This is a genomic window from Amnibacterium setariae (assembly GCF_003581425.1).
GTDB classification, from domain to species: domain Bacteria; phylum Actinomycetota; class Actinomycetes; order Actinomycetales; family Microbacteriaceae; genus Amnibacterium; species Amnibacterium setariae.
In genome coordinates this window covers 1,010,755-1,029,593 of the sequence record NZ_QXTG01000002.1, presented here as the reverse complement: position 1 = coordinate 1,029,593, position 18,839 = coordinate 1,010,755, and the positions used below count along the sequence as shown (strand labels likewise).

Here is an 18,839-nt window from a genome sequence, read left to right as displayed (position 1 = left end):
GTGGGTTCGTCGCGCGGACGGCAGCGCCGCACGGTGTGGACGAGTGTAGGTCCGGCGCTTCCGGCGCGCCCGCCGACATGCGTCGCCCCGCGGGGGCCGCCGGTTATGCTGACCCGCGTTCTGGGGGCCGCGCATCGCGGGACACGCCGCTCCGAGGCCGGTCGACGCCACGGGCGCGACCTGTCGCCGACTTCGCCGATCCCGCCGGACGAGAGGAGACGGTGTGCGCTTCGCGATCGCGCTGGTCACCCTGCTCATCGCCGGAGTGCTCGTCGCCGCCGGCGTCGCCCAGCGCACCGTGCTGAAGCCCGCCGACCACGTCAGCGTCAGCGCGGACGTCCCCTCCGGCGTGCACTACGTCGTCGTGCCCGGGTCGGTGCTGCGGTCGCACGAAGGCCAGCAGCGCCTCCGGCTCGCGGGCTCGAAGGTCGCGTTCGCGGCGTACGGCCGCACGGGCGACGTCACCGCGTGGCTGTCCGGCCAGCGCTACGCCGAGCTGCGCGTCGACGACGCCGGCGCGATGCAGAAGCCCGCCGTGCGCACGGCCCCCGTCGTCGGCGGCCTGCGCGGCGGCACCCCCGACCCGGACGGCTCCGACCTCTGGGTGGACCAGCGCCGCGCGCAGGGCGACCTCGGCTGGACGGTGAACGTGCCGGCGAACATGTCCGTGCTCGTCGCCGCGGACGGCGCCTCCGCCGCCCCCTCCGACGTCCGCCTCACCTGGCCGATGCGCACCGCGACGCCGCTCGCCGTGCCGCTGATCGTCGCCGGCGGCGCGCTCGCCGTCGTCGGGCTGCTCCTCTACCTCTGGGCGCTCATCCACGTGCGCCGGTCGCGCGGCCCGCGCCGCAAGCCGCCGGCCAAGATGCCGCGGCGTCCCCAGCCGCCGAAGTACCGCCCGCAGCGCCCCGCCTCCGCGGCGCCGGTGCCGGGCCGCGGGCGCCGCAGCGTCCGCAGCCGGGTGGCGCTCGGCGGCGGCGGGCTCGCGGCGGCGGTCGTCGCCGCGCTGCTCGCCCCGGCCGCCGGCCCCGCGACCGCGGCGGCCGCGCCCGCCGCCTCCATGACGGAGGCGCAGGCGACGCGCATCGTGCAGCGCGTGACGGCCGTCGAGGCCGCCGCGGACGCCGACCGCGACGCCGAGGCGCTCGCGGAGCGGTTCACCGGCCCCGCGCTGGCCCTCCGCACCGCGGCGTACAAGATCCGGAAGAAGGACAAGAAGGCGGCGCTCCCGCCCGCCCTCGCGCCGACGAAGCGCGCGGACCTGAAGCTGATCCTCCCCGAGGCGACCGCGACCTGGCCCCGCACGCTGTTCGTGACGGTCGCGGACACGAAGTCGAAGAAGATCGCCCCCGTCGCCCTCGCGCTCGTGCAGCAGGATCCCCGCGCCGACTACAAGGTGCAGTACTCGATGGCCCTCGTGAACAGCAAGAAGGCGCTCAGCCTCCCCTCCGCGCTCGAGGGCGCGAAGCGCCTCGTGCCGACGACGCCCGTGCTGGCGGTCGAGCCGGCCGAGCTGGCGGGGGAGTACGGCGCGGTGCTGCAGGACGCGCAGGCCGACGCCGCGAAGGCCTTCGCGACGACGGACGACCCGCTGCTCGGCGCGGTCGGCGAGAAGGCGAAGAAGGCCATCGCGAAGAAGCTCGGCTCGACCGCCGGGATCACCTTCAAGGACCTGCCCTCGGATCCGCAGTCGGTCGTCGCCCTGACCACCGCGGGCGCGGGCGCCCTCGTGGCCGTGCAGCTCGACGAGCAGTGGACGGTCAAGCCGAAGCGCAGCGGCGTCACGGTCCGCCCGAGCGGCGGGACGAAGATCCTGTCGAAGACGGACTCGACCGGGAAGGGCATCCGCTCCGTGTACGGGTACCAGCTGCTCTTCTCGGTGCCCTCCGCCGGCTCGAAGGAGCCGGTGACGCTGCTCGGCTACGATCAGGGGCTGGTTTCCGCGAAGGAGTTGTGAGGACCGTGGCCGCTGTTCCAGCCCCGCCCCCCGGCGGGCTCCGAGGGGCGATCGACCTCTCCCCGCTCGTCGCCCGGCAGAACCAGCAGGCGGCGCAGTCCGCGCGCGGTCCGGCCCCCGACGGCCAGCAGGCGCCGCCGTCGGACGTGGTCGTCGAGGTCGGCGACGCCGAGTTCCCGCAGCTCGTCGAGCTGTCGCGCACCGTCCCGGTCGTCGTGGCGCTGGTCGCGACGTGGAGCACGCCGTCGCAGGACCTCGCCGTCTCGCTGCGCCGCGTGGTCGAGTCGGCCGCGGGTCGGCTCCTCCTCGCGATCGTCGACGCGGACGCGAGCCCGCAGATCGCCCAGGCGTTCCAGGCCCAGTCGATCCCCACGGTGGTCGCCGTGGTCGCCGGCAGCCCCGTCCCGCTGTTCGCGGGCGTGCTGCCGGAGGAGCGCATGGGGCCGCTGTTCGACCAGGTGCTCGAGCTGGCCGCGCAGAACGGCGTGACCGGCACGGTGCCCGGCGTCGCCGGCGCCGACCAGGAGGGCGCTCCCGCGGCGGAGCCGGAGCCCGAGCCGCTCCCGCCGCTGCACCAGGAGGCCTACGCGGCCATCGATCGGCAGGACTACGCGGAGGCCGCGCGCCTGTTCCGCACCGCGATCGCCCAGGACCCGCGGGACGCCGCGGCCCCCGCCGCGCTCGCCCAGGTCGAGCTGCTCGACCGCCTCCGCACCGTGCCGGCCGAGGCCCGCACCGCGGCGGCGGACGACCCGAAGGACGTCGCGGCCGCCCTCGCCGTGGCGGACCTCGACGTCGCCGGCGGCCATGTCGAGGACGCGTTCGACCGGCTGCTCGACGCCTTCGCCACCGCCTCCGGCGACGACCGCACCGCGATCCGCACGCGCCTGCTCGACTACTTCAACCTCACCGGCACGGACGACCCGCGCGTCGTCGCGGCCCGCCGGCGGCTCGCGACGCTGCTGTACTGAGGCGGCGCGGGACGGGCGATCCGCGCGTCGGCGGGCGGGTGGTTCGAGTGGTCCGGCGTCGTGGGTCCGACAGGGGTCGGGCTTGGAGGCCGATGTCGCTCCTGCAGGCCGGATCCGGCCGATCCGGCCTGCATCGCCGACATCGGCCTGCACGGGCGACCCCGGGTCGTCGCCGACCCGTCAGTAGGCGCCGGAGGAGGTGACGACCGCGCGGGCCGTGCGCCAGAGGATCTGCAGGTCCTGCGTCATCGACCAGTTCTCGACGTAGTAGAGGTCGAGGCGGATGCCGTCGGCCCACTCCAGGTCCGAGCGGCCGCTCACCTGCCAGAGGCCGGAGAGCCCGGGCGTGACCGCCAGGCGGCGCAGCTCGCGGCGGTCGTACTCCGACACCTCCGAGGGCAGCGCCGGGCGCGGGCCGACGAGGCTCATCTCGCCGCGCAGCACGTTGATGAGCTGCGGCAGCTCGTCGAGGGAGTAGCGGCGCAGGACGCGGCCGACGCGGGTGATGCGCGGGTCGTCCGCCATCTTGAACAGGCCCTTGCCGAGGCCCGCGGTCAGCTCCGTACGGCGGACGTCCGCGTCCGCGGTCATCGACCGGAACTTCAGGATCGAGAACGGCTCGCCGTCGCGGCCGATGCGCTCCTGCCGGTACAGCACCCCGCCGGGGCTGTCGCGGTGGACGAGCACCGAGACGACCAGCAGCACGGGCGCCAGGATCACGAGCGCGATCGACGCGACCACGACGTCGAACACCCGCTTCATGGCGCGGCCCAGGCCCGCCTGGTGCGGCGTCTCGACGTGGATGAGGGGCAGGCCGGCGACCGGGCGGAGGTGGATGCGCGACCCGCCGACGTCGGTGATGCTCGGCGCGACGACGAGGTGGTGCTGCTGCGGGTCGAGGTGCCAGGCCAGGTCGCGGAGGCGCTCGGCGGAGAGGTGCTCGCTGCTCGTGGCGATCACGGTGTCGGCCTCCAGCGCGCGGAGCGCGTTCGGCACGTCGTCGACCGCGCCGACGATGCGGAGGTCGGCGACCGTGCCCTCGGACGGGCCGTCGGTCAGCGCGACGCCGACGACGCGGTAGCCGTGGCCCGGCTGGCGGGCGAGGTCGAGCGCCGTGCTGACGACCGTGGAGGTCGAGCCGAGCAGGACCACGCGGTGCGAGTCGAGGCCGAGCGCCCGGCGGCGCATGAGGTGGCGGCGCCAGCCCCAGCGCCCGGCGAGCAGCAGGGCGGTGCCCGCGGGCACGACGGCGCTCGCCCAGACGCGGGAGAGGTCGATGCCGAGGAAGAAGCCGACGACGATCGTGATGACGAGCGTCGCGACGCCGGCGCGGATGACGCGGCGGTACTCGGTCGTGCCGGTGCCGATCTCGTCCTCGTCGCGCGAGTCGACCACCCACAGGGCGGTCAGCCACAGCACGGCGAGGCCGAGCGAGATCACGGCGTACGGGAGGTCGGCGGCGTACCGGCTCGTCGTCGCGGCGCGACCGGCGGCGCCGAACGCCGCGAGGTGCGCCACGAGGACGGTGAGCGCGACGACGAGGGCGTCGGTGGCGGCGAGCCGCATCGCGAGGCGCTGCGACCAGCGTCGGCCGGTCGCGGTCCGCGCGGGGGTCGCGGGGAGGGTGATGGGGGAGGCGGTCATGGTCCTTCGGGTGATCGGACCGGGGCCGGCGGCGTTTCGGGCGCACGTCGGTCCGGGGCGGGGGCGTGGGGACGCCTCCGCTTCGGGGCTGGGCGGCTCCTCGTCTGGGGAACGGGGACCGCCGCTCGGGGGTGATCAGACGCTATTACCGGTGCCGCTGTGCGGACAAGCGGTGTCCCCATTTCTGCGGACCCCACTTCGGGGGAGCCGTGCACGGAACCCCGGTCCCGGGGTTCCGCACCGTCGGGCGCGGGGCGAGCGCGCGCGAGCCTCGAGACCTCCGCGACGGCGGTCTCGAGGCTCGGGGGAGCGCGCGGGGCGCTACTTCCGGGCGCGGGGGCGCAGGAAGAGGGCGCCGAGCGGCGGGAGGGTCAGCACGACCGACGCGGGCTGGCCGTGCGACGGCTCCGCCTCGGCCACCACGGAGCCGTAGTTGCCCACGCCGGACCCGCCGAACTCCTCCGCGTCGCTGTTCAGCAGCTCCTCCCAGGTGCCGGCGAACGGCAGCCCGATGCGGTAGTCGCCGATCGGGCGGCCGGAGAAGTTGAAGACGCAGGCGATCGGGTTGCCGTCGCGGTCCCAGCGGAGGAAGGCGACGACGCTGTTGCCCGCGTCCGAGCCGTCGATCCAGCTGAACCCGGCCGCGGAGACGTCCTGCTGCCAGAACGGCGCGTTCTCGCGGTAGACCCGGTTCAGCTGGCCGACGTAGCCGAGCAGGGCACGGTGGGCGGGCTGGTCGAGCATCCACCAGTCGAGGCCGCGCTCCTCGCTCCACTCGCTGCGCTGGCCGAACTCCTGGCCCATGAACAGCAGCTGCTTGCCGGGGTGGGCCCACTGGAACGCGAGGTACGCGCGGACGTTCGCGATCTGCTGCCACGGGTCGCCCGGCATCTTGCCGATGAGGGAGCCCTTGCCGTGCACGACCTCGTCGTGGCTGATCGGCAGGATGAAGTTCTCGCTGAACGCGTAGACGAACGAGAAGGTCAGCTCGTTCTGGTGGTAGCTGCGCCACATCGGGTCGTTCGCGACGTACCGCAGCGAGTCGTTCATCCAGCCCATGTTCCACTTCAGGCCGAACCCGAGGCCGCCGCCCGAGGTGGGGTGCGTGACGCCGCCCCAGCTCGTCGACTCCTCCGCCATCATCACGATGCCGGGGTGCAGCTTGTACGCGGTCGCGGTGGTCTCCTGCAGGAACCCGATCGCCTCGAGGTTCTCGCGGCCGCCGTACCTGTTCGGCACCCACTCGCCCTCGTTGCGGGAGTAGTCGAGGTAGAGCATCGACGCGACCGCGTCGACGCGGAGGCCGTCGACGTGGAACTCGTCCAGCCAGTACAGGGCGTTGGCGACGAGGAAGTTCCGCACCTGGCTGTCGCCGAAGTTCGGGATCAGCGTGCCCCAGTCCATGTGCTCGCCGAGCCGCGGGTCGCTGTGCTCGTACAGCGGCTCCCCGTCGAACTTCGCGAGCGCGAACGCGTCCTTCGGGAAGTGCCCCGGCACCCAGTCCATGTAGACGCCGATGCGCGCCTGGTGCAGGCGGTCGATCAGGTACTTCAGGTCGTCGGGGTGCCCGAAGCGGGAGGTGGGCGCGTAGTAGCCGGTGACCTGGTAGCCCCAGGAGGGCTCGTACGGGTGCTCCGCGAGCGGCAGGAACTCGACGTGGGTGTAGCCCGTCTCGTGCAGGTAGTCGATCAGCTGGTCGGCCGCCTCCCGGTAGCCGAGGTCCTTCCGCCACGAGCCGAAGTGCATCTCGTAGACGCTGATCGGCTGCTCGACCGGGTTCGAGGCGGCGCGCGCGCTCATCCAGGCGGAGTCGCTCCAGCGGTACGAGCTCTCCGTGACGACGCTCGCCGTGGCGGGCGGGCGCTCCGCGTGGCGGGCCATCGGGTCGGCCTTCTCGATCCACTCGCCGGCCCGGGTGAGGATCTCGAACTTGTAGGCGTTGTACGGGTCGAGCGCCGGGATGAACAGCTCCCAGACGCCGGTCTCGTCGAGTCGGCGCATCGGGTACAGCCGGCCGTCCCACGAGTTGAAGTCGCCGACGACGCGCACGGCCTGCGCGTGCGGCGCCCAGACCGAGAACGAGGTGCCCCACACGCCCTGCAGCTCGCGGTGGTGCGCGCCGAGCATCTCCCAGAGGCGCTCGTGGCGGCCCTCGCCGAAGAGGAACAGGTCGACCTCGCCGACGCTCGGCAGGAACCGGTAGGGGTCGTCCGCGGTCCAGACCGCGTCGCCCTCGTAGGTCGTCTCGAGGACGTAGTCCTGGAAGCCGGCGACGGAGACACCCTGCCACACGCCCGAGCCGACGTGCCCGAGCTCGATGCGCGCGCCGTTCTCGAGCACGGCCACCACCTGCACGGCGAGCGGGCGCAGCGCGCGGATCACGACGGCCTCCGTGCCCTCGATCGGGTGCTGCCCGAGCACGGCGTGCGGCCCGGAGTGCGTCCCGTCCGCGAGCCGCGCGAGCTCGTCGTCCGCGGGGATCGGCGCGATGGGGCCCGCGTCGGCGGGCGCGTCGGTGGTCGTGAGATCGGCGGCGACGTCGGTCTTCTTCGGCATGGTGGCCTCCCGGGTGGCCGTCAGGACAGGCGTCCAGGACGGCGAGGACGATCAGTGGTCCTGGTCGTCCTCGACGACGAGGACGTGGACGGGTTCGGTGAACGGATCGAGGCGGACGTAGTCGTCGGCGCCCCACTGCCAGCGGGCGCCGGTGATCAGGTCGCGGACGACGAACGAGTCGCCCGGGAGCCGCCCGAACGCCGTCGGGTCGAGGTGGACGACCGTCTCGCGGACGCCGTGCGGGTCGAGGTTCGCGACGACGATGATCGTGTCCGGGCGCCCCGTGCCGGTGAACTCGGCGTCGAGGTGCTTCGAGTACGCGATCACCGCGTCCGACTCGGTCCAGTGGAAGTGGATGTTCCGCAGCTGCCCGAGCGCCGGGTGGCTGCGGCGGATGCCGTTGAGCCGCGCGATGTAGGGCGCGAGCGTCGTGCCGAGCATCGCCGCCTTCGCCCAGTCGCGCGGCCGGTACTCGTACTTCTCGTTGTCGATGTTCTCCTCGGCCCCCGGCCGGGCGACGTTCTCGACCAGCTCGTAGCCCGAGTAGACGCCCCAGACGGGCACCGAGGTCGCGGCGAGCGCGGCCCGGATCTTGTAGGCCGCCCAGCCGCCGAACTGGAGGTACGGCGTGAGGATGTCGTGCGTGTTCACGAAGAAGTTCGGCCGCATGTAGTCGGCCGTCTCCTGGGAGAGCTCGACCAGGTACTCGGTCAGCTCCTCCTTCGTGTTCCGCCAGGTGAAGTAGGTGTAGCTCTGCTGGAACCCGACCTTCGCGAGCCCGCGCATCATCGGCGGGCGCGTGAAGGCTTCCGCGAGGAAGATCACGTCCGGGTGCGCGGCGTTCACGTCGTGCAGCAGACGCTCCCAGAAGGCGAGCGGCTTCGTGTGCGGGTTGTCGATCCGGAAGATCCGCACGCCCCGGTCGATCCACACCTGGAAGACCCGGCGCATCTCCGCGTACGACCCCTCGGGGTCGTTGTCGAAGTTCAGCGGGTAGATGTCCTGGTACTTCTTCGGCGGGTTCTCGGCGTAGGCGATGGAGCCGTCGGCGAGCGTCGTGAAGAACTCCGGGTGCTCCTGCACCCACGGGTGGTCGGGCGACGCCTGCAGGGCGATGTCGAGCGCGACCTCCAGGTTCAGGCGCTTCGCCGCGTCGAGGAAGTCGAGGAAGTCCTGCTCGGTGCCGAGGTCCGGGTGGATCGCGTCGTGCCCGCCGGCCTCCGACCCGATCCCGTAGGGGGAGCCCGGGTCGTTCGGGCCCGCCGTGAGCGTGTTGTTCGGGCCCTTCCGGTTGGTGCGGCCGATCGGGTTCACCGGGGGCACGTAGACGACGTCGAAGCCCATCTCCGCGACGGCGGGCAGCCGCAGCGCCGCCGTGCGGAAGGTGCCGGAGGTCCAGGACCCGTCGTCGTGCCGGATCGCGCCCTCGGAGCGCGGGAAGAACTCGTACCAGGCGCCGTAGCCCGCGCGGAGGCGCTCGACGCGCAGCGTGCGGACCGGGCCGTGGGTCAGCAGGCTCGCGATCGGCGCCAGCGCGATCGTGTCGGCGACGCGGCCCTCGGTGACGATGCCCCAGCGCGTCTGCGGGTCCGTCCCGGCGTCGCGCAGCGCGCCCGCGGTGTCGCGAAACAGCGCCGGCGCGTCCTCGCCGCGCGTGCCCTCCTCGGCGGCGCGCTCGAGCAGCCGCGCGCCCTCCTCGAACATGAGCTCGACGTCGATCCCGGCGGGGATCTTGATGCCGGCGTCGTGCAGCCAGGTGCCCCAGTCGTCGAGCCACGCCTCGACCCGCCACGTCCACGGGCCGACCTCGTCGACCTTCGCGGAGGCGGCCCACCGGCCGAGCCCCGGGTTCACCTGCACCATCGGGCGGCGCACGATGCGGCCGGTCGGCGAGGTGAGCACGAGCCCGGCGCCGATGACGTCATGGCCCTCCTTGAACACCGTCGCCCCGAACGGCACCACCTCGCCGTCGAACGCCTTCGCCGGCCAGAGGTCGTCGGGCTGCTGGGGGGAGAGGTCGAGGATCGGGATGCGGCCGAGGACCGGGGTCCAGGCCTCCGCCTTCTTCGACGTGCGCCGCGCCTGCGCCGAGCGCACGCCGGTGCTCCGCGACCGCGTCGTCGCCGGTCCGCCTTCCGCTGCCTGGGTGTCAGCCACGCGCACACCATAGGAGAACCGATTGAAAGCCGCATGGGCGCCGCACGACGCGGATGCAAGCGCTTCCATCGGCGTCACCGGGACGCTCTAGGGTGACGGAGCCAGCCGACGTCGAGGAGCCAACGCCCCGTGAAAGCAATCCGTCGCTTCACCGTCCGAACCGTGCTGCCCGCGTCGCTGTCGGCGCTGGACGAGCTCGCTGCGAACCTCCGGTGGTCGTGGCACGAGCCGACGCGGCGGCTCTTCGCGGAGATCGATCCGCAGATCTGGCAGTCGATCGCCGGCGACCCGGTGGCGCTGCTCGGCGCCGTCAGCCCCGCGCGGCTCGAGGCGCTCGCGGGCGACGCCGACTTCGTCGCGCGAGCGAACGCGCTCCGCGACGACCTGGCGACGTACAGCAGCGAGCCGCGGTGGTACCAGTCGCTCTCCGACGCGCCCGCGCACATCGCCTACTTCTCGCCGGAGTTCGGCATCGCCGCGGCCCTGCCGCAGTACTCGGGCGGGCTCGGCATCCTCGCCGGCGACCACCTGAAGAGCGCGTCCGACCTCGGGCTGCCGCTGACCGGCATCGGCCTCTTCTACCGGTCGGGCTACTTCAAGCAGTCGATCTCCGCGGACGGCTGGCAGCAGGAGGCGTATCCGGTCCTCGACCCGGACGGCCTGCCGCTCACCCTCACGCGCCACGCGGACGGCGCCCCGGCGCTCGTCTCGCTCGCGCTGCCGCACGGGCGCACGCTGCACGCGCGCATCTGGCAGGTCGTGGTCGGCCGGGTCACCCTGCTGCTGCTCGACACGGACATCCCGGAGAACGAGGACGCCCTCCGCGACGTCACCGACCGCCTCTACGGCGGCGGCGGCGAGCACCGCCTGCTGCAGGAGGTGCTGCTCGGCATCGGCGGCGTGCGCGCCCTCCGCATCTGGACCGAGCTGACCGGGCGCCCCGAGGCCGAGGTGTTCCACACCAACGAGGGCCACGCGGGCTTCCAGGGCCTCGAGCGCATCTCGACGCTCATCCACGACGGGCTCACCTTCGCGGAGGCGCTGCAGGTCGTCCGCGCCGGCACGGTCTTCACGACGCACACGCCCGTGCCCGCCGGCATCGACCGGTTCGACAAGGGTCTCGTGCAGCAGTACTTCTCCGGCGAGCTGCTGCCCGGCGTCGACGTGTGGGAGGTGCTCGCGCTCGGCACCGAGAACTACCCGGGCGGCTCCGACGACGTGTTCAACATGGCCGTCATGGGTCTCCGGCTCGGCCAGCACGCCAACGGCGTCTCCCAGCTGCACGGCGAGGTGAGCCGCGGGATGTTCAACGGTCTCTGGCCGGGCTTCGACTCCTCCGACGTGCCGATCACGTCCGTCACGAACGGCGTGCACGCGCCGACCTGGACCGACCCGCAGCTGCTCGAGCTGTCGCAGCGGAAGCTCGGCACCTCCGACACGACCGCGGCGGACTGGGCGGGGCCGGGCGTGAGCGACGCCGAGCTGTGGGCGGTCCGGAACCGGATGCGCGCGAACCTCGTGGCGGACGCCCGCCGCCGGGTGACCGCGGCGTGGCACGAGGAGAACCCGGGCGCCTCCGCACCCGCGTGGTTCGACGAGCTGCTCGACCCCGAGGTGCTGACGATCGGCTTCGCCCGCCGCGTGCCGACCTACAAGCGGCTGACGCTGATGCTCGAGGACGAGGCGCGGCTCACCGCGCTCCTCACGCACAAGAAGCGGCCGATCCAGATCGTGATCGCGGGCAAGTCGCACCCGGCCGACGAGGAGGGCAAGCGCCTCATCCAGAAGCTGGTGCGCTTCACGCAGGACCCGGAGGTCCGGCGGCGCATCGTCTTCCTCCCGAACTACGACATCGCGATGGCGCAGGTGCTCTACCCGGGCACCGACGTCTGGCTGAACAACCCCCTCCGTCCGCTCGAGGCGTGCGGCACGTCGGGCATGAAGGCGGCGCTGAACGGCGTGCTGAACCTGTCGATCCTCGACGGCTGGTGGAACGAGTACTACGACGGCGAGGACGGCTGGGCGATCCCGTCGGCCGACGCCGCCGGCGACGCGGCCGAGCGCGACAAGCTCGAGGCCGAGGCGATGTACGACCTGATCGAGAACCAGATCGCGCCGCGCTTCTACCGCCGCGACAGCAACGGTGTGCCGACCCGGTGGATGGCGAACGTGCGGCACACCCTCGCGTCGCTGTCGCCGGAGCTGTCCGCCGACCGCATGGTCCGCGAGTACGTCACGCGGCTCTACACCCCGGCGGCGAAGGCCGCGGAGGCGATCACCGCAGGCGACTACGCGGGCGGCCGTGAGCTCGCCGCGTGGAAGGGCGTCGTGTCCGGCGCCTGGAGCGGCGTCTCGGTCGTGCACGTGGAGTCCGGCGGCCTCGCCCGCGTGCCGCAGGTCGGCGACCGGCTGCACGTGCGCGCGCAGGTGCAGCTCGGGTCCCTGAAGCCGGAGGACGTGGCGGTCGAGGTCGTCTACGGCACCTCCCGCGAGGGCGACGACCTGGTGAACACCGCGACGGTGGAGCTGGCGCCCCTCGAGGACGACGCGGTCGCGACGACGACCGGCGCGATCGTGCTCGACGGCTCGCACACCTTCGCGGGCACCGTCACGCTCTCGCGGCCGGGCTCCTTCGGCTACAACGTGCGCGTCGTCCCGAAGAACGAGTACCTGGCCAACCCGGCCGAGATGGGCCTCGTCTCCGTCGCCCACTGACGGGCCCGGCGCACGACAGCAGGACCCAGGAGCGTCAGCAGGACCGGGGCGCCTCCGGGTCCTGCCGTCGTAGCCGGGTCCTGCCGCCCTGCTCCTGCACGGGTGGGGGAGCGATCGAGCAGGACATCCGCGGTCCAGCAGGACGTGCGGGCCCTCCTGGCCCTGCTGGAGCGACGAGGTCCTGCTGGATCGCTCGACGCGGCCCGGGGTCGAGCGCCTCAGCAGGACCGAGCCGCGCCGGCAGGACGGAGGGACCCCCGGGCTCTGCCGCGGGCTCCTGCGCGGGTGTGAGAGCGATCGAGCAGGACATCCGCGGTCCAGCAGGACGTGCGGGCCCTCCTGGTCCTGCTGGAGCGACGAGGTCCTGCTGGATCGCTCGACGCGGGGTGCGGGCTCGGCCTCAGCGGGCGGCGTACAGGAGGAGGGTGGGGCCGCTGATCGCGATGTGCTCGCCCGGCGCCGAGTGCAGGCCGAACGCGGTGTCGTCCGCACTCGTCCACAGCAGCTCGTAGTCCTCGACGCCCTCGACCTCGGGCAGCGCCGCGCGCATCGTCGTCTCGTCGCCGTGGACGACGAGCAGGGTCGCGTCGCCCTCCGTCTGCGCGAGGTACTGCAGCGTGCGGTTCTCCGGCGTGTTCCACGCCGCCTCGTCCATCGTCAGGCCGTCGGCGTTGAACCAGGACATGCGGTTCGCGCTCGTCGCGTCGGCGTGCTCCGCCGGCCTCAGGGCGGGGTGCTCGCGGCGGATGCGGATCAGCCGCCGCACCACGTCGTGCAGCTCCGTCTGCCAGTCCGCGAGGTTCCAGGCGACCCAGTTCACCGGCGCGTCCTGGCAGTAGGCGTTGTTGTTGCCCCGCTGCGTGCGGCCGAGCTCGTCGCCCGCGAGCAGCATCGGCACGCCCGCGGACAGCAGGAGCGTGCCGAGCAGGTTCCGCATCGCCCGCCGCCGGTCCGCGAGCACGCGCTCGACCCGCGTCGCGCCCTCGATCCCGAAGTTGAACGAGCGGTTGTTGTCGGTGCCGTCGCGGTTCGACTCGCCGTTGCCGAGGTTGTGCTTCGCGTTGTACGCGGTGAGGTCCGCGAGCGTGAACCCGTCGTGCGCCGTCACGAAGTTGACGCTCGCGAGCGGGCCGCGGTCGGCGGAGAAGTGCCAGGAGGAGCCGGAGAGCTCGTTCGCGAGCGCGCCGATCCCGGTCCGGGCGAGGCCGCCGTTGCGCGTCACGACCGTGTCGGTCAGCCAGAAGTCGCGGACGGTGTCGCGGTAGCGGTCGTTCCACTCCGACCAGCCCTTCGGGAAGCCGCCGGTCTGCCAGCCGCCGAGCCCCACGTCCCACGGCTCGGCGATCAGCTTCACGTCGGCGAGGGCGGGGTCGGCGAGCAGGTCCTGCAGCAGCGGCGCGTGCGGCGTGAAGGTGACGTGCTCGTCGCGCCCGAGCGTGACCGCGAGGTCGAACCGGAAGCCGTCGATCTGCATCTCCTCCGCCCAGTACCGGACGGAGTCGTGCACGAGGCGGCGGGTCTGCTCGTGCGAGCAGTCGAGGCTGTTGCCGCAGCCCGTCGTGTCGATGTACCGGCCCTCGTCCTGCCGGTAGTACGTGCTGTTGTCGAGCCCGCGGAAGCTCTGCACCGGCCCAGCCGGGCCCTCCTCGGCGGTGTGGTTGTAGACGACGTCGAGCCACACCTCGATGCCGGCCGCGTGGAGGTGCTTCACCATGCCCTTGAACTCGTCGAGCACCTGCTGGGGGCCGGCGGACTGCGCGGCGAGGGAGGCGTACTGCGCGTGCGGCGCGAAGTAGCCGACGGTGTTGTAGCCCCAGTAGTTCACGAGGCCCTGCTTCTGCAGCCGCTGCTCGCTCGCGGACTGGTGCACGGGCAGCAGCTCGACGGCCGTGATCCCGAGGTCCTTGAGGTAGGCGATCGTCGACTCGTGGGCGAGGCCCGCGTAGGTGCCGCGCAGCGCTCGCGGCACGCTCCGGAGCTGCTTCGTGAGCCCCTTCAGGTGCGCCTCGTAGACGACGGACTCGGCGAGCGGGGTGCGCGGCTTGCGGACGTCGCCCCAGTCGAAGCGGTCGTCGACGACGACGCTGCGCCAGGAGTCCTGGTCGATGCGGACGATGCCGCGCGCGTACGGGTCGAGCAGCTGCCGCGAGCGGTCGAACGCGTCGCGCGGGCCCGCGGGCCCGGCGGCGCGGATCGCGTACCGCCGCCCGGGCGTCAGCAGGGCGGACCCGCCGGTCCAGATCCCGTCGTCGCCGCGCTGCATCCGCACGCGGCGCTCGACCCAGGAGGGGTCCCGTTCGCTCAGCAGGCACAGCTCCATGCCGGTCGCCGTGGCGCTCGCCACGCGGAGCACGCCGCCGTCGGGACCCTGGCGGACCCCGAGGTCCCGGTACCGGTCGATCACGGCGGTCTCGGCGGCCTGCACGCGCTTACCCTAATGACGCGATGTCCGTCTACCTCGATCACGCGGCGGGCACGGTGCTGCGCCCCGCGGCCGCGCTCGCGCTCGCCGAGGCCCTCGGCACGGTCGGGAACCCGTCGTCCGTGCACCGGCACGGGCAGGCGGCCCGCGCGCTGCTCGAGGAGGCGCGGGAGCGGCTCGCCACGGCAGCGGGGTGCGAGCCGGTCGAGGTCCTCTTCACCTCGGGCGGCACGGAGGCGGTGAACCTCGCGATCACGGGCGCCTGGCGCGCCCGCGGCGGGGGAGCGGTGCTCGTGCCCGGCGGGGAGCACGCCGCCACCGTCGAGACCGCGGAGGCGCTCGGGCGCGAGGGCGCCCGGCTCGTCGAGGTCCCGGTCGACGCGACCGCGCGGCTCGTGCCCGCGGTGCTCGCGGACGCGCTCGCGGCGGCGCCCGACGCAGCGGTCGTCACGGTGCTCGCGGCGAACAACGAGGTCGGCTCCGTCAACGACGTCCCCGGGCTCGTCGCCGTGGCGCACGCCGCGGGCGTACCCGTCCACGTCGACGCGATCGCGGCGTTCGGTGCCGTGCCCACGCGGTTCGACGACAGCGGCGCCGACCTGATGAGCCTCTCCTCCGTCAAGGTCGGAGGACCTGCCGGCGTCGGCGCCCTGCTCGCCGGGCGCGCGGCCCCGCTCGCGCCGATCCTGCACGGCGGCGGCCAGGAGCGCGGCCTCCGCTCCGGCACGCCCTCGGCGGCCCTGGCCCTCGCCTTCGCCGTCGCGGCGGAGGAGGCGGTCGCCGGGCTCGCCGCCGAGTCGGCCCGCGTCGCGGCGCTCCGCGACCGGGCGCTCGCCGGGCTGCTCGCGGAGCTGCCCGGCGCGGTCCTGCGCGGCGCCGACCCTGGCCAGGACCGCCTGCCGGGCAACCTCCACGTGACGGTCGAGGGCGCGGAGGGGGAGTCGCTCCTGCTCCTCCTCGACGCCGCCGGCATCTCCGTGAGCACGGGGTCCGCCTGCCTCGCCGGCGTCACGCGGATCTCGCCCGTGCTCCTCGCCATGGGCCTGCCGGAGGAGGCCGCCCTGGGCGCCCTGCGGATCACCTTCGGCCACTCGTCGAGCGAGGCGGACGTGGACGCCCTCCTCGCCGCGCTGCCGGCGCTCGCGCCCGCCGTCGCCCGCTGATCCCGAGCGCAGCCGACCCCTCGCTCGGGGGCCTGTCCGGCGTCGGCGCCCGACCGTAGAGTCGCCCCGCTCCGGGTGACCCGTCCGGAGCCGGCGCCCACCCAGCGCCCGCCTCCTCGCCCCAGAGGTCCTCCCCGTGCCCCGTCCGTTCCCGCACGCCCGCGGAACCGCCGTCCTCCTCGCCGCCGCCGTCACGGCCGCCTCCCTGCTCGCGGCCTCGCCCGCGCAGGCCGACACCCGCCGCGTCGCCGTGCCCGCAGCCCGCCCCGCCTGGGCGTCCGCGACCGCCGACAGCGGCGCCGTGGCCGCGTCCACCGACGTCGAGCTCGAGCTCGCCCTCCAGCTGCCCGACGAGCCCGCCGCCCGCGCCTTCGCGCTCGCCGTCTCGACCCCGGGCTCGCCGCAGTACCGGCAGGTGCTGTCGCCCGAGGAGTGGACCGCGCGCTTCGCCCCGACGCAGGCGACCGTCGACACGGTCGCCGACGCCGTCCGCGCCGCGGGCCTCACCGTCGAGACCGTGCCGTCGAGCCGGCTCTTCCTCCTGCTCAAGGGCTCCGCCGCACAGGTCGACGCGTTCTTCGCCACCCGCCTCCACGTGTTCGACGTCGACGGCGAGCAGCGCGTCGCGCCGGTCCGCGCCGCGACGCTGCCGCAGCCGGTCGCGCGCTCCGTGGCCGCCGTCACGTTCGCCCACCCGCGGTTCACCGCGGGGCCCGCGGCGAAGGCGACGAAGCGGCCGACGGTCTCGCCCTGCTCCGCCTACTGGCGCCAGCACGTCGTGAAGCTCCCGCGGAAGGCCTACGGCGCCCGCACCGCGAGCACCCCGCTCTGCGGCTACAGCGCCGCCCAGCTCCGCGCGATGTACGGGCTGAAGGGGTCCCGCCTCGACGGTGCCGGCCAGACCGTCGCGGTCGTCGGCGCGTTCGGCTCGCCGTCCATGCGGCGCGACCTCGCCACCTACTCGACGCGCAACGGCCTGCCCGCCGCCGCCTACACCGAGATCCGTCCCGCGGCGACGGAGGAGTCGTTCGGCTGCTCCGCCGCGGACTGGCAGCCGGAGCAGGCGCTCGACCTCGAGGCGATCCACGCGGTCGCGCCGAAGGCCCGGCTCGTGTTCGTCGGCGCCGGCGACTGCGGCTCCGGCTTCGACGTCGCGATGTCCCGCGTGCTCGACGGCGGCCTCGCGTCGATCGTCTCGAACAGCTGGGGCGCGACGGGCCTCGACACCCTTGCGGACTCCTCCGCCGACCCGGCGACGAAGCAGAGCATGGTCGTGATGCTGCACCAGCAGCTGCAGGCCGCGGGTCAGGGCGTCGGCCTCTACTTCGCGAGCGGCGACCTCGGCGACGACAGCGCGCTGCTCGGCACCCCCGCCGTCGACTTCCCGGCGTCGTCGCCGTTCGTCACCGCCGTGGGCGGCACGGCGGTCGGCGTCGACAAGAAGGGGAAGCGCGTCTTCACCACCGTCTGGGGCGAGAACGTCTCGGTCCTGTCCGGGAAGCCGCACGCGAAGTGGTCCCCGAAGCTGCCCGGCGACTTCGCCGCCGGCGCGGGCGGCGGTGCGAGCAGCCTCTTCGCCGCGCCCGGCTACCAGCGGGGCGTCGTCCCGGCCGGCCTCGCGGGCGGCATGCGGACCTCGACCGACGTCGCGGCCCTCGCCGCCTCGACCACCGGCTTCCAGGTCGGGTTCCGCCCGAGCGGCCCGTCCGGCCGCTACACGACCACCGCGGCCGGCGGCACCTCGCTCGCGACCCCGATCGTCGCGGCGCAGATGGCGCTCGCCCAGCAGGCCACGGGCCGGCGCATCGGCTTCGCGAACCCGGCGCTCTACGCCCTCGGCCGTTCGACCCCGGCCGTGTTCCGCGACGTCGCGCCGAGCGCGACCCGACGGGCGGTCGCCGTCACCTCCACCATGCGGCACTCGCCGACGCTGCTCGTCACCCTCGACCGGGACTCCTCGCTCGCAGCGCGGCGGGGCTACGACCTGCCGACCGGGCTCGGGGAGCTGACCCCGGCGGCGCTCGTCGCCCTCGGCCGCCTCTGACGTCGTCGCCTCCGTCTCGTCGGCACGTCCTGCCTGCGAGACGGAGGTCGGCGCCGGGGCGGGCCCGAACCGTGCGAGCCTGGTCGGCATGAAGGTGCTCGCGGCGATGAGCGGCGGCGTCGACTCCGCGGTCGCCGCGGCGCGCGCCGTCGAGGCGGGGCACGACGTGACCGGCGTGCACCTCGCGCTGAACCGGAACGCGGGCACGCTCCGCACCGGCGCGCGCGGCTGCTGCACGATCGAGGACGCGATGGACGCCCGCCGCGTCGCCGACCGGATCGGCATCCCGTTCTACGTCTGGGACTTCAGCGCGCGGTTCGCGGAGGAGGTCGTCGACGACTTCGTCGCCGAGTACGCCGCCGGTCGCACCCCGAACCCCTGCCTGCGCTGCAACGAGCGCATCAAGTTCGCCGCGCTGCTCGACCGCGCCGTCGCGCTCGGCTTCGACGCCGTCTGCACCGGGCACTACGCCGTCGTGCGCACCGGGCCGGACGGCCGGCGCGAGCTGCACCGCGCCTCCGACGAGGCGAAGGACCAGTCGTACGTGCTCGGCGTGCTGACCGCCGAGCAGCTCGCGCACGCGATGTTCCCGCTGGGGGAGACGCCGTCGAAGGCGGTCGTGCGCTCGGAGGCGGCGGAGCGCGGCTTCCGCGTGGCGTCGAAGCCGGACAGCCACGACATCTGCTTCATCCCCGACGGCGACACCCGCGGCTGGCTCGCCGGCCGGCTCGGCAGCGAGGCCGGCCCGGTGGTCGACGAGACGGGCGCGGAGGTCGGCCGGCACGACGGCGCGCTCGCCTACACGGTGGGCCAGCGCCGGGGGCTCTCCCTGACGCGACCGGCGCCCGACGGTCGCCCGCGGTTCGTGCTCGAGGTGAAGCCCGCGTCGAACACCGTGGTGGTCGGGCCGAAGGAGGCGCTCGCGGTCGGCGCGCTCGCCGGGGCGCGGATGTCGTGGGCCGGTCCGCGGCCCGGCGCGGACATGTTCCGCTGCGACGTGCAGGTGCGCGCGCACGCCGAACCGGTGCCGGCGACGGCGGCCTTCGAGGGCGCCGAGCTCGTCGTGCGGCCGGACGAGCCGATCCTCGGGCTCGCCCCGGGGCAGAGCGCGGTGCTCTACGACGGCACGCGCGTGCTCGGTCAGATCACGGTCGACCGCACGGTCGCCGCGGTGCCCGCTACCTGATCGGAGCCGCGTTTCGTCGCTCCG

10 protein-coding genes are annotated in these 18,839 nt (G+C 74.0%); 6 read left to right on the top strand and 4 right to left on the bottom strand.

Annotation, left to right across the window (positions count from 1 at the left end; all coding sequences use genetic code 11):
- Positions 1-223 precede the first annotated feature (223 nt).
- Positions 224-1,957 (top strand): hypothetical protein, encoded by a 1,734-nt coding sequence (locus D1781_RS12895; RefSeq protein ID WP_119482648.1) that lies wholly within the window; start codon positions 224-226, stop codon positions 1,955-1,957.
- Between the two features lie 5 nt (positions 1,958-1,962).
- A complete protein-coding gene (locus tag D1781_RS12890; protein WP_119482647.1) occupies positions 1,963-2,928 on the top strand; it encodes a tetratricopeptide repeat protein in 966 nt (321 codons plus the stop codon).
- 180 nt (positions 2,929-3,108) lie between these two features.
- On the opposite strand, the gene D1781_RS12885 is transcribed toward D1781_RS12890, so the two are convergent.
- The 3 genes from D1781_RS12885 to D1781_RS12875 all read right to left on the bottom strand — a co-directional run bounded on the left by D1781_RS12885 (position 3,109) and on the right by D1781_RS12875 (position 9,285).
- On the bottom strand, positions 3,109-4,572 hold the full coding sequence (locus D1781_RS12885; protein WP_119482646.1) for a sugar transferase: 1,464 nt from the start codon (positions 4,570-4,572) through the stop codon (positions 3,109-3,111).
- Between the two features lie 321 nt (positions 4,573-4,893).
- On the bottom strand, positions 4,894-7,128 hold the full coding sequence (glgB, locus tag D1781_RS12880) for a 1,4-alpha-glucan branching protein GlgB (protein ID WP_119482645.1): 2,235 nt from the start codon (positions 7,126-7,128) through the stop codon (positions 4,894-4,896).
- A gap of 51 nt (positions 7,129-7,179) precedes the next feature.
- On the bottom strand, positions 7,180-9,285 hold the full coding sequence (locus tag D1781_RS12875) for an alpha-1,4-glucan--maltose-1-phosphate maltosyltransferase (protein ID WP_407641669.1): 2,106 nt from the start codon (positions 9,283-9,285) through the stop codon (positions 7,180-7,182).
- 129 nt (positions 9,286-9,414) lie between these two features.
- Here D1781_RS12875 and glgP point away from each other — a divergent pair, with 129 nt between their 5' ends.
- Positions 9,415-12,000: an alpha-glucan family phosphorylase gene (gene glgP / locus D1781_RS12870; RefSeq protein ID WP_119482643.1), complete on the top strand. Its 2,586-nt coding sequence runs from the start codon at positions 9,415-9,417 to the stop codon at positions 11,998-12,000.
- A 400-nt stretch (positions 12,001-12,400) separates the two neighbouring features.
- Here glgP and glgX read toward each other — a convergent pair whose 3' ends face one another.
- On the bottom strand, positions 12,401-14,425 hold the full coding sequence (gene glgX, locus D1781_RS12865; RefSeq protein WP_233551327.1) for a glycogen debranching protein GlgX: 2,025 nt from the start codon (positions 14,423-14,425) through the stop codon (positions 12,401-12,403).
- Between the two features lie 20 nt (positions 14,426-14,445).
- On the opposite strand from glgX, the gene D1781_RS12860 reads away from it, so the two are divergent.
- From D1781_RS12860 to mnmA, 3 genes are all read left to right on the top strand, one after another.
- Positions 14,446-15,585 (top strand): cysteine desulfurase family protein, encoded by a 1,140-nt coding sequence (locus tag D1781_RS12860; RefSeq protein WP_119482642.1) that lies wholly within the window; start codon positions 14,446-14,448, stop codon positions 15,583-15,585.
- A gap of 136 nt (positions 15,586-15,721) precedes the next feature.
- Positions 15,722-17,629, top strand: a complete 1,908-nt coding sequence (locus D1781_RS12855) for a S53 family peptidase (protein WP_119482641.1) — start codon at positions 15,722-15,724, stop codon at positions 17,627-17,629.
- A gap of 88 nt (positions 17,630-17,717) precedes the next feature.
- Positions 17,718-18,815, top strand: a complete 1,098-nt coding sequence (gene mnmA / locus D1781_RS12850) for a tRNA 2-thiouridine(34) synthase MnmA (RefSeq protein ID WP_119482640.1) — start codon at positions 17,718-17,720, stop codon at positions 18,813-18,815.
- Positions 18,816-18,839 lie beyond the last annotated feature (24 nt).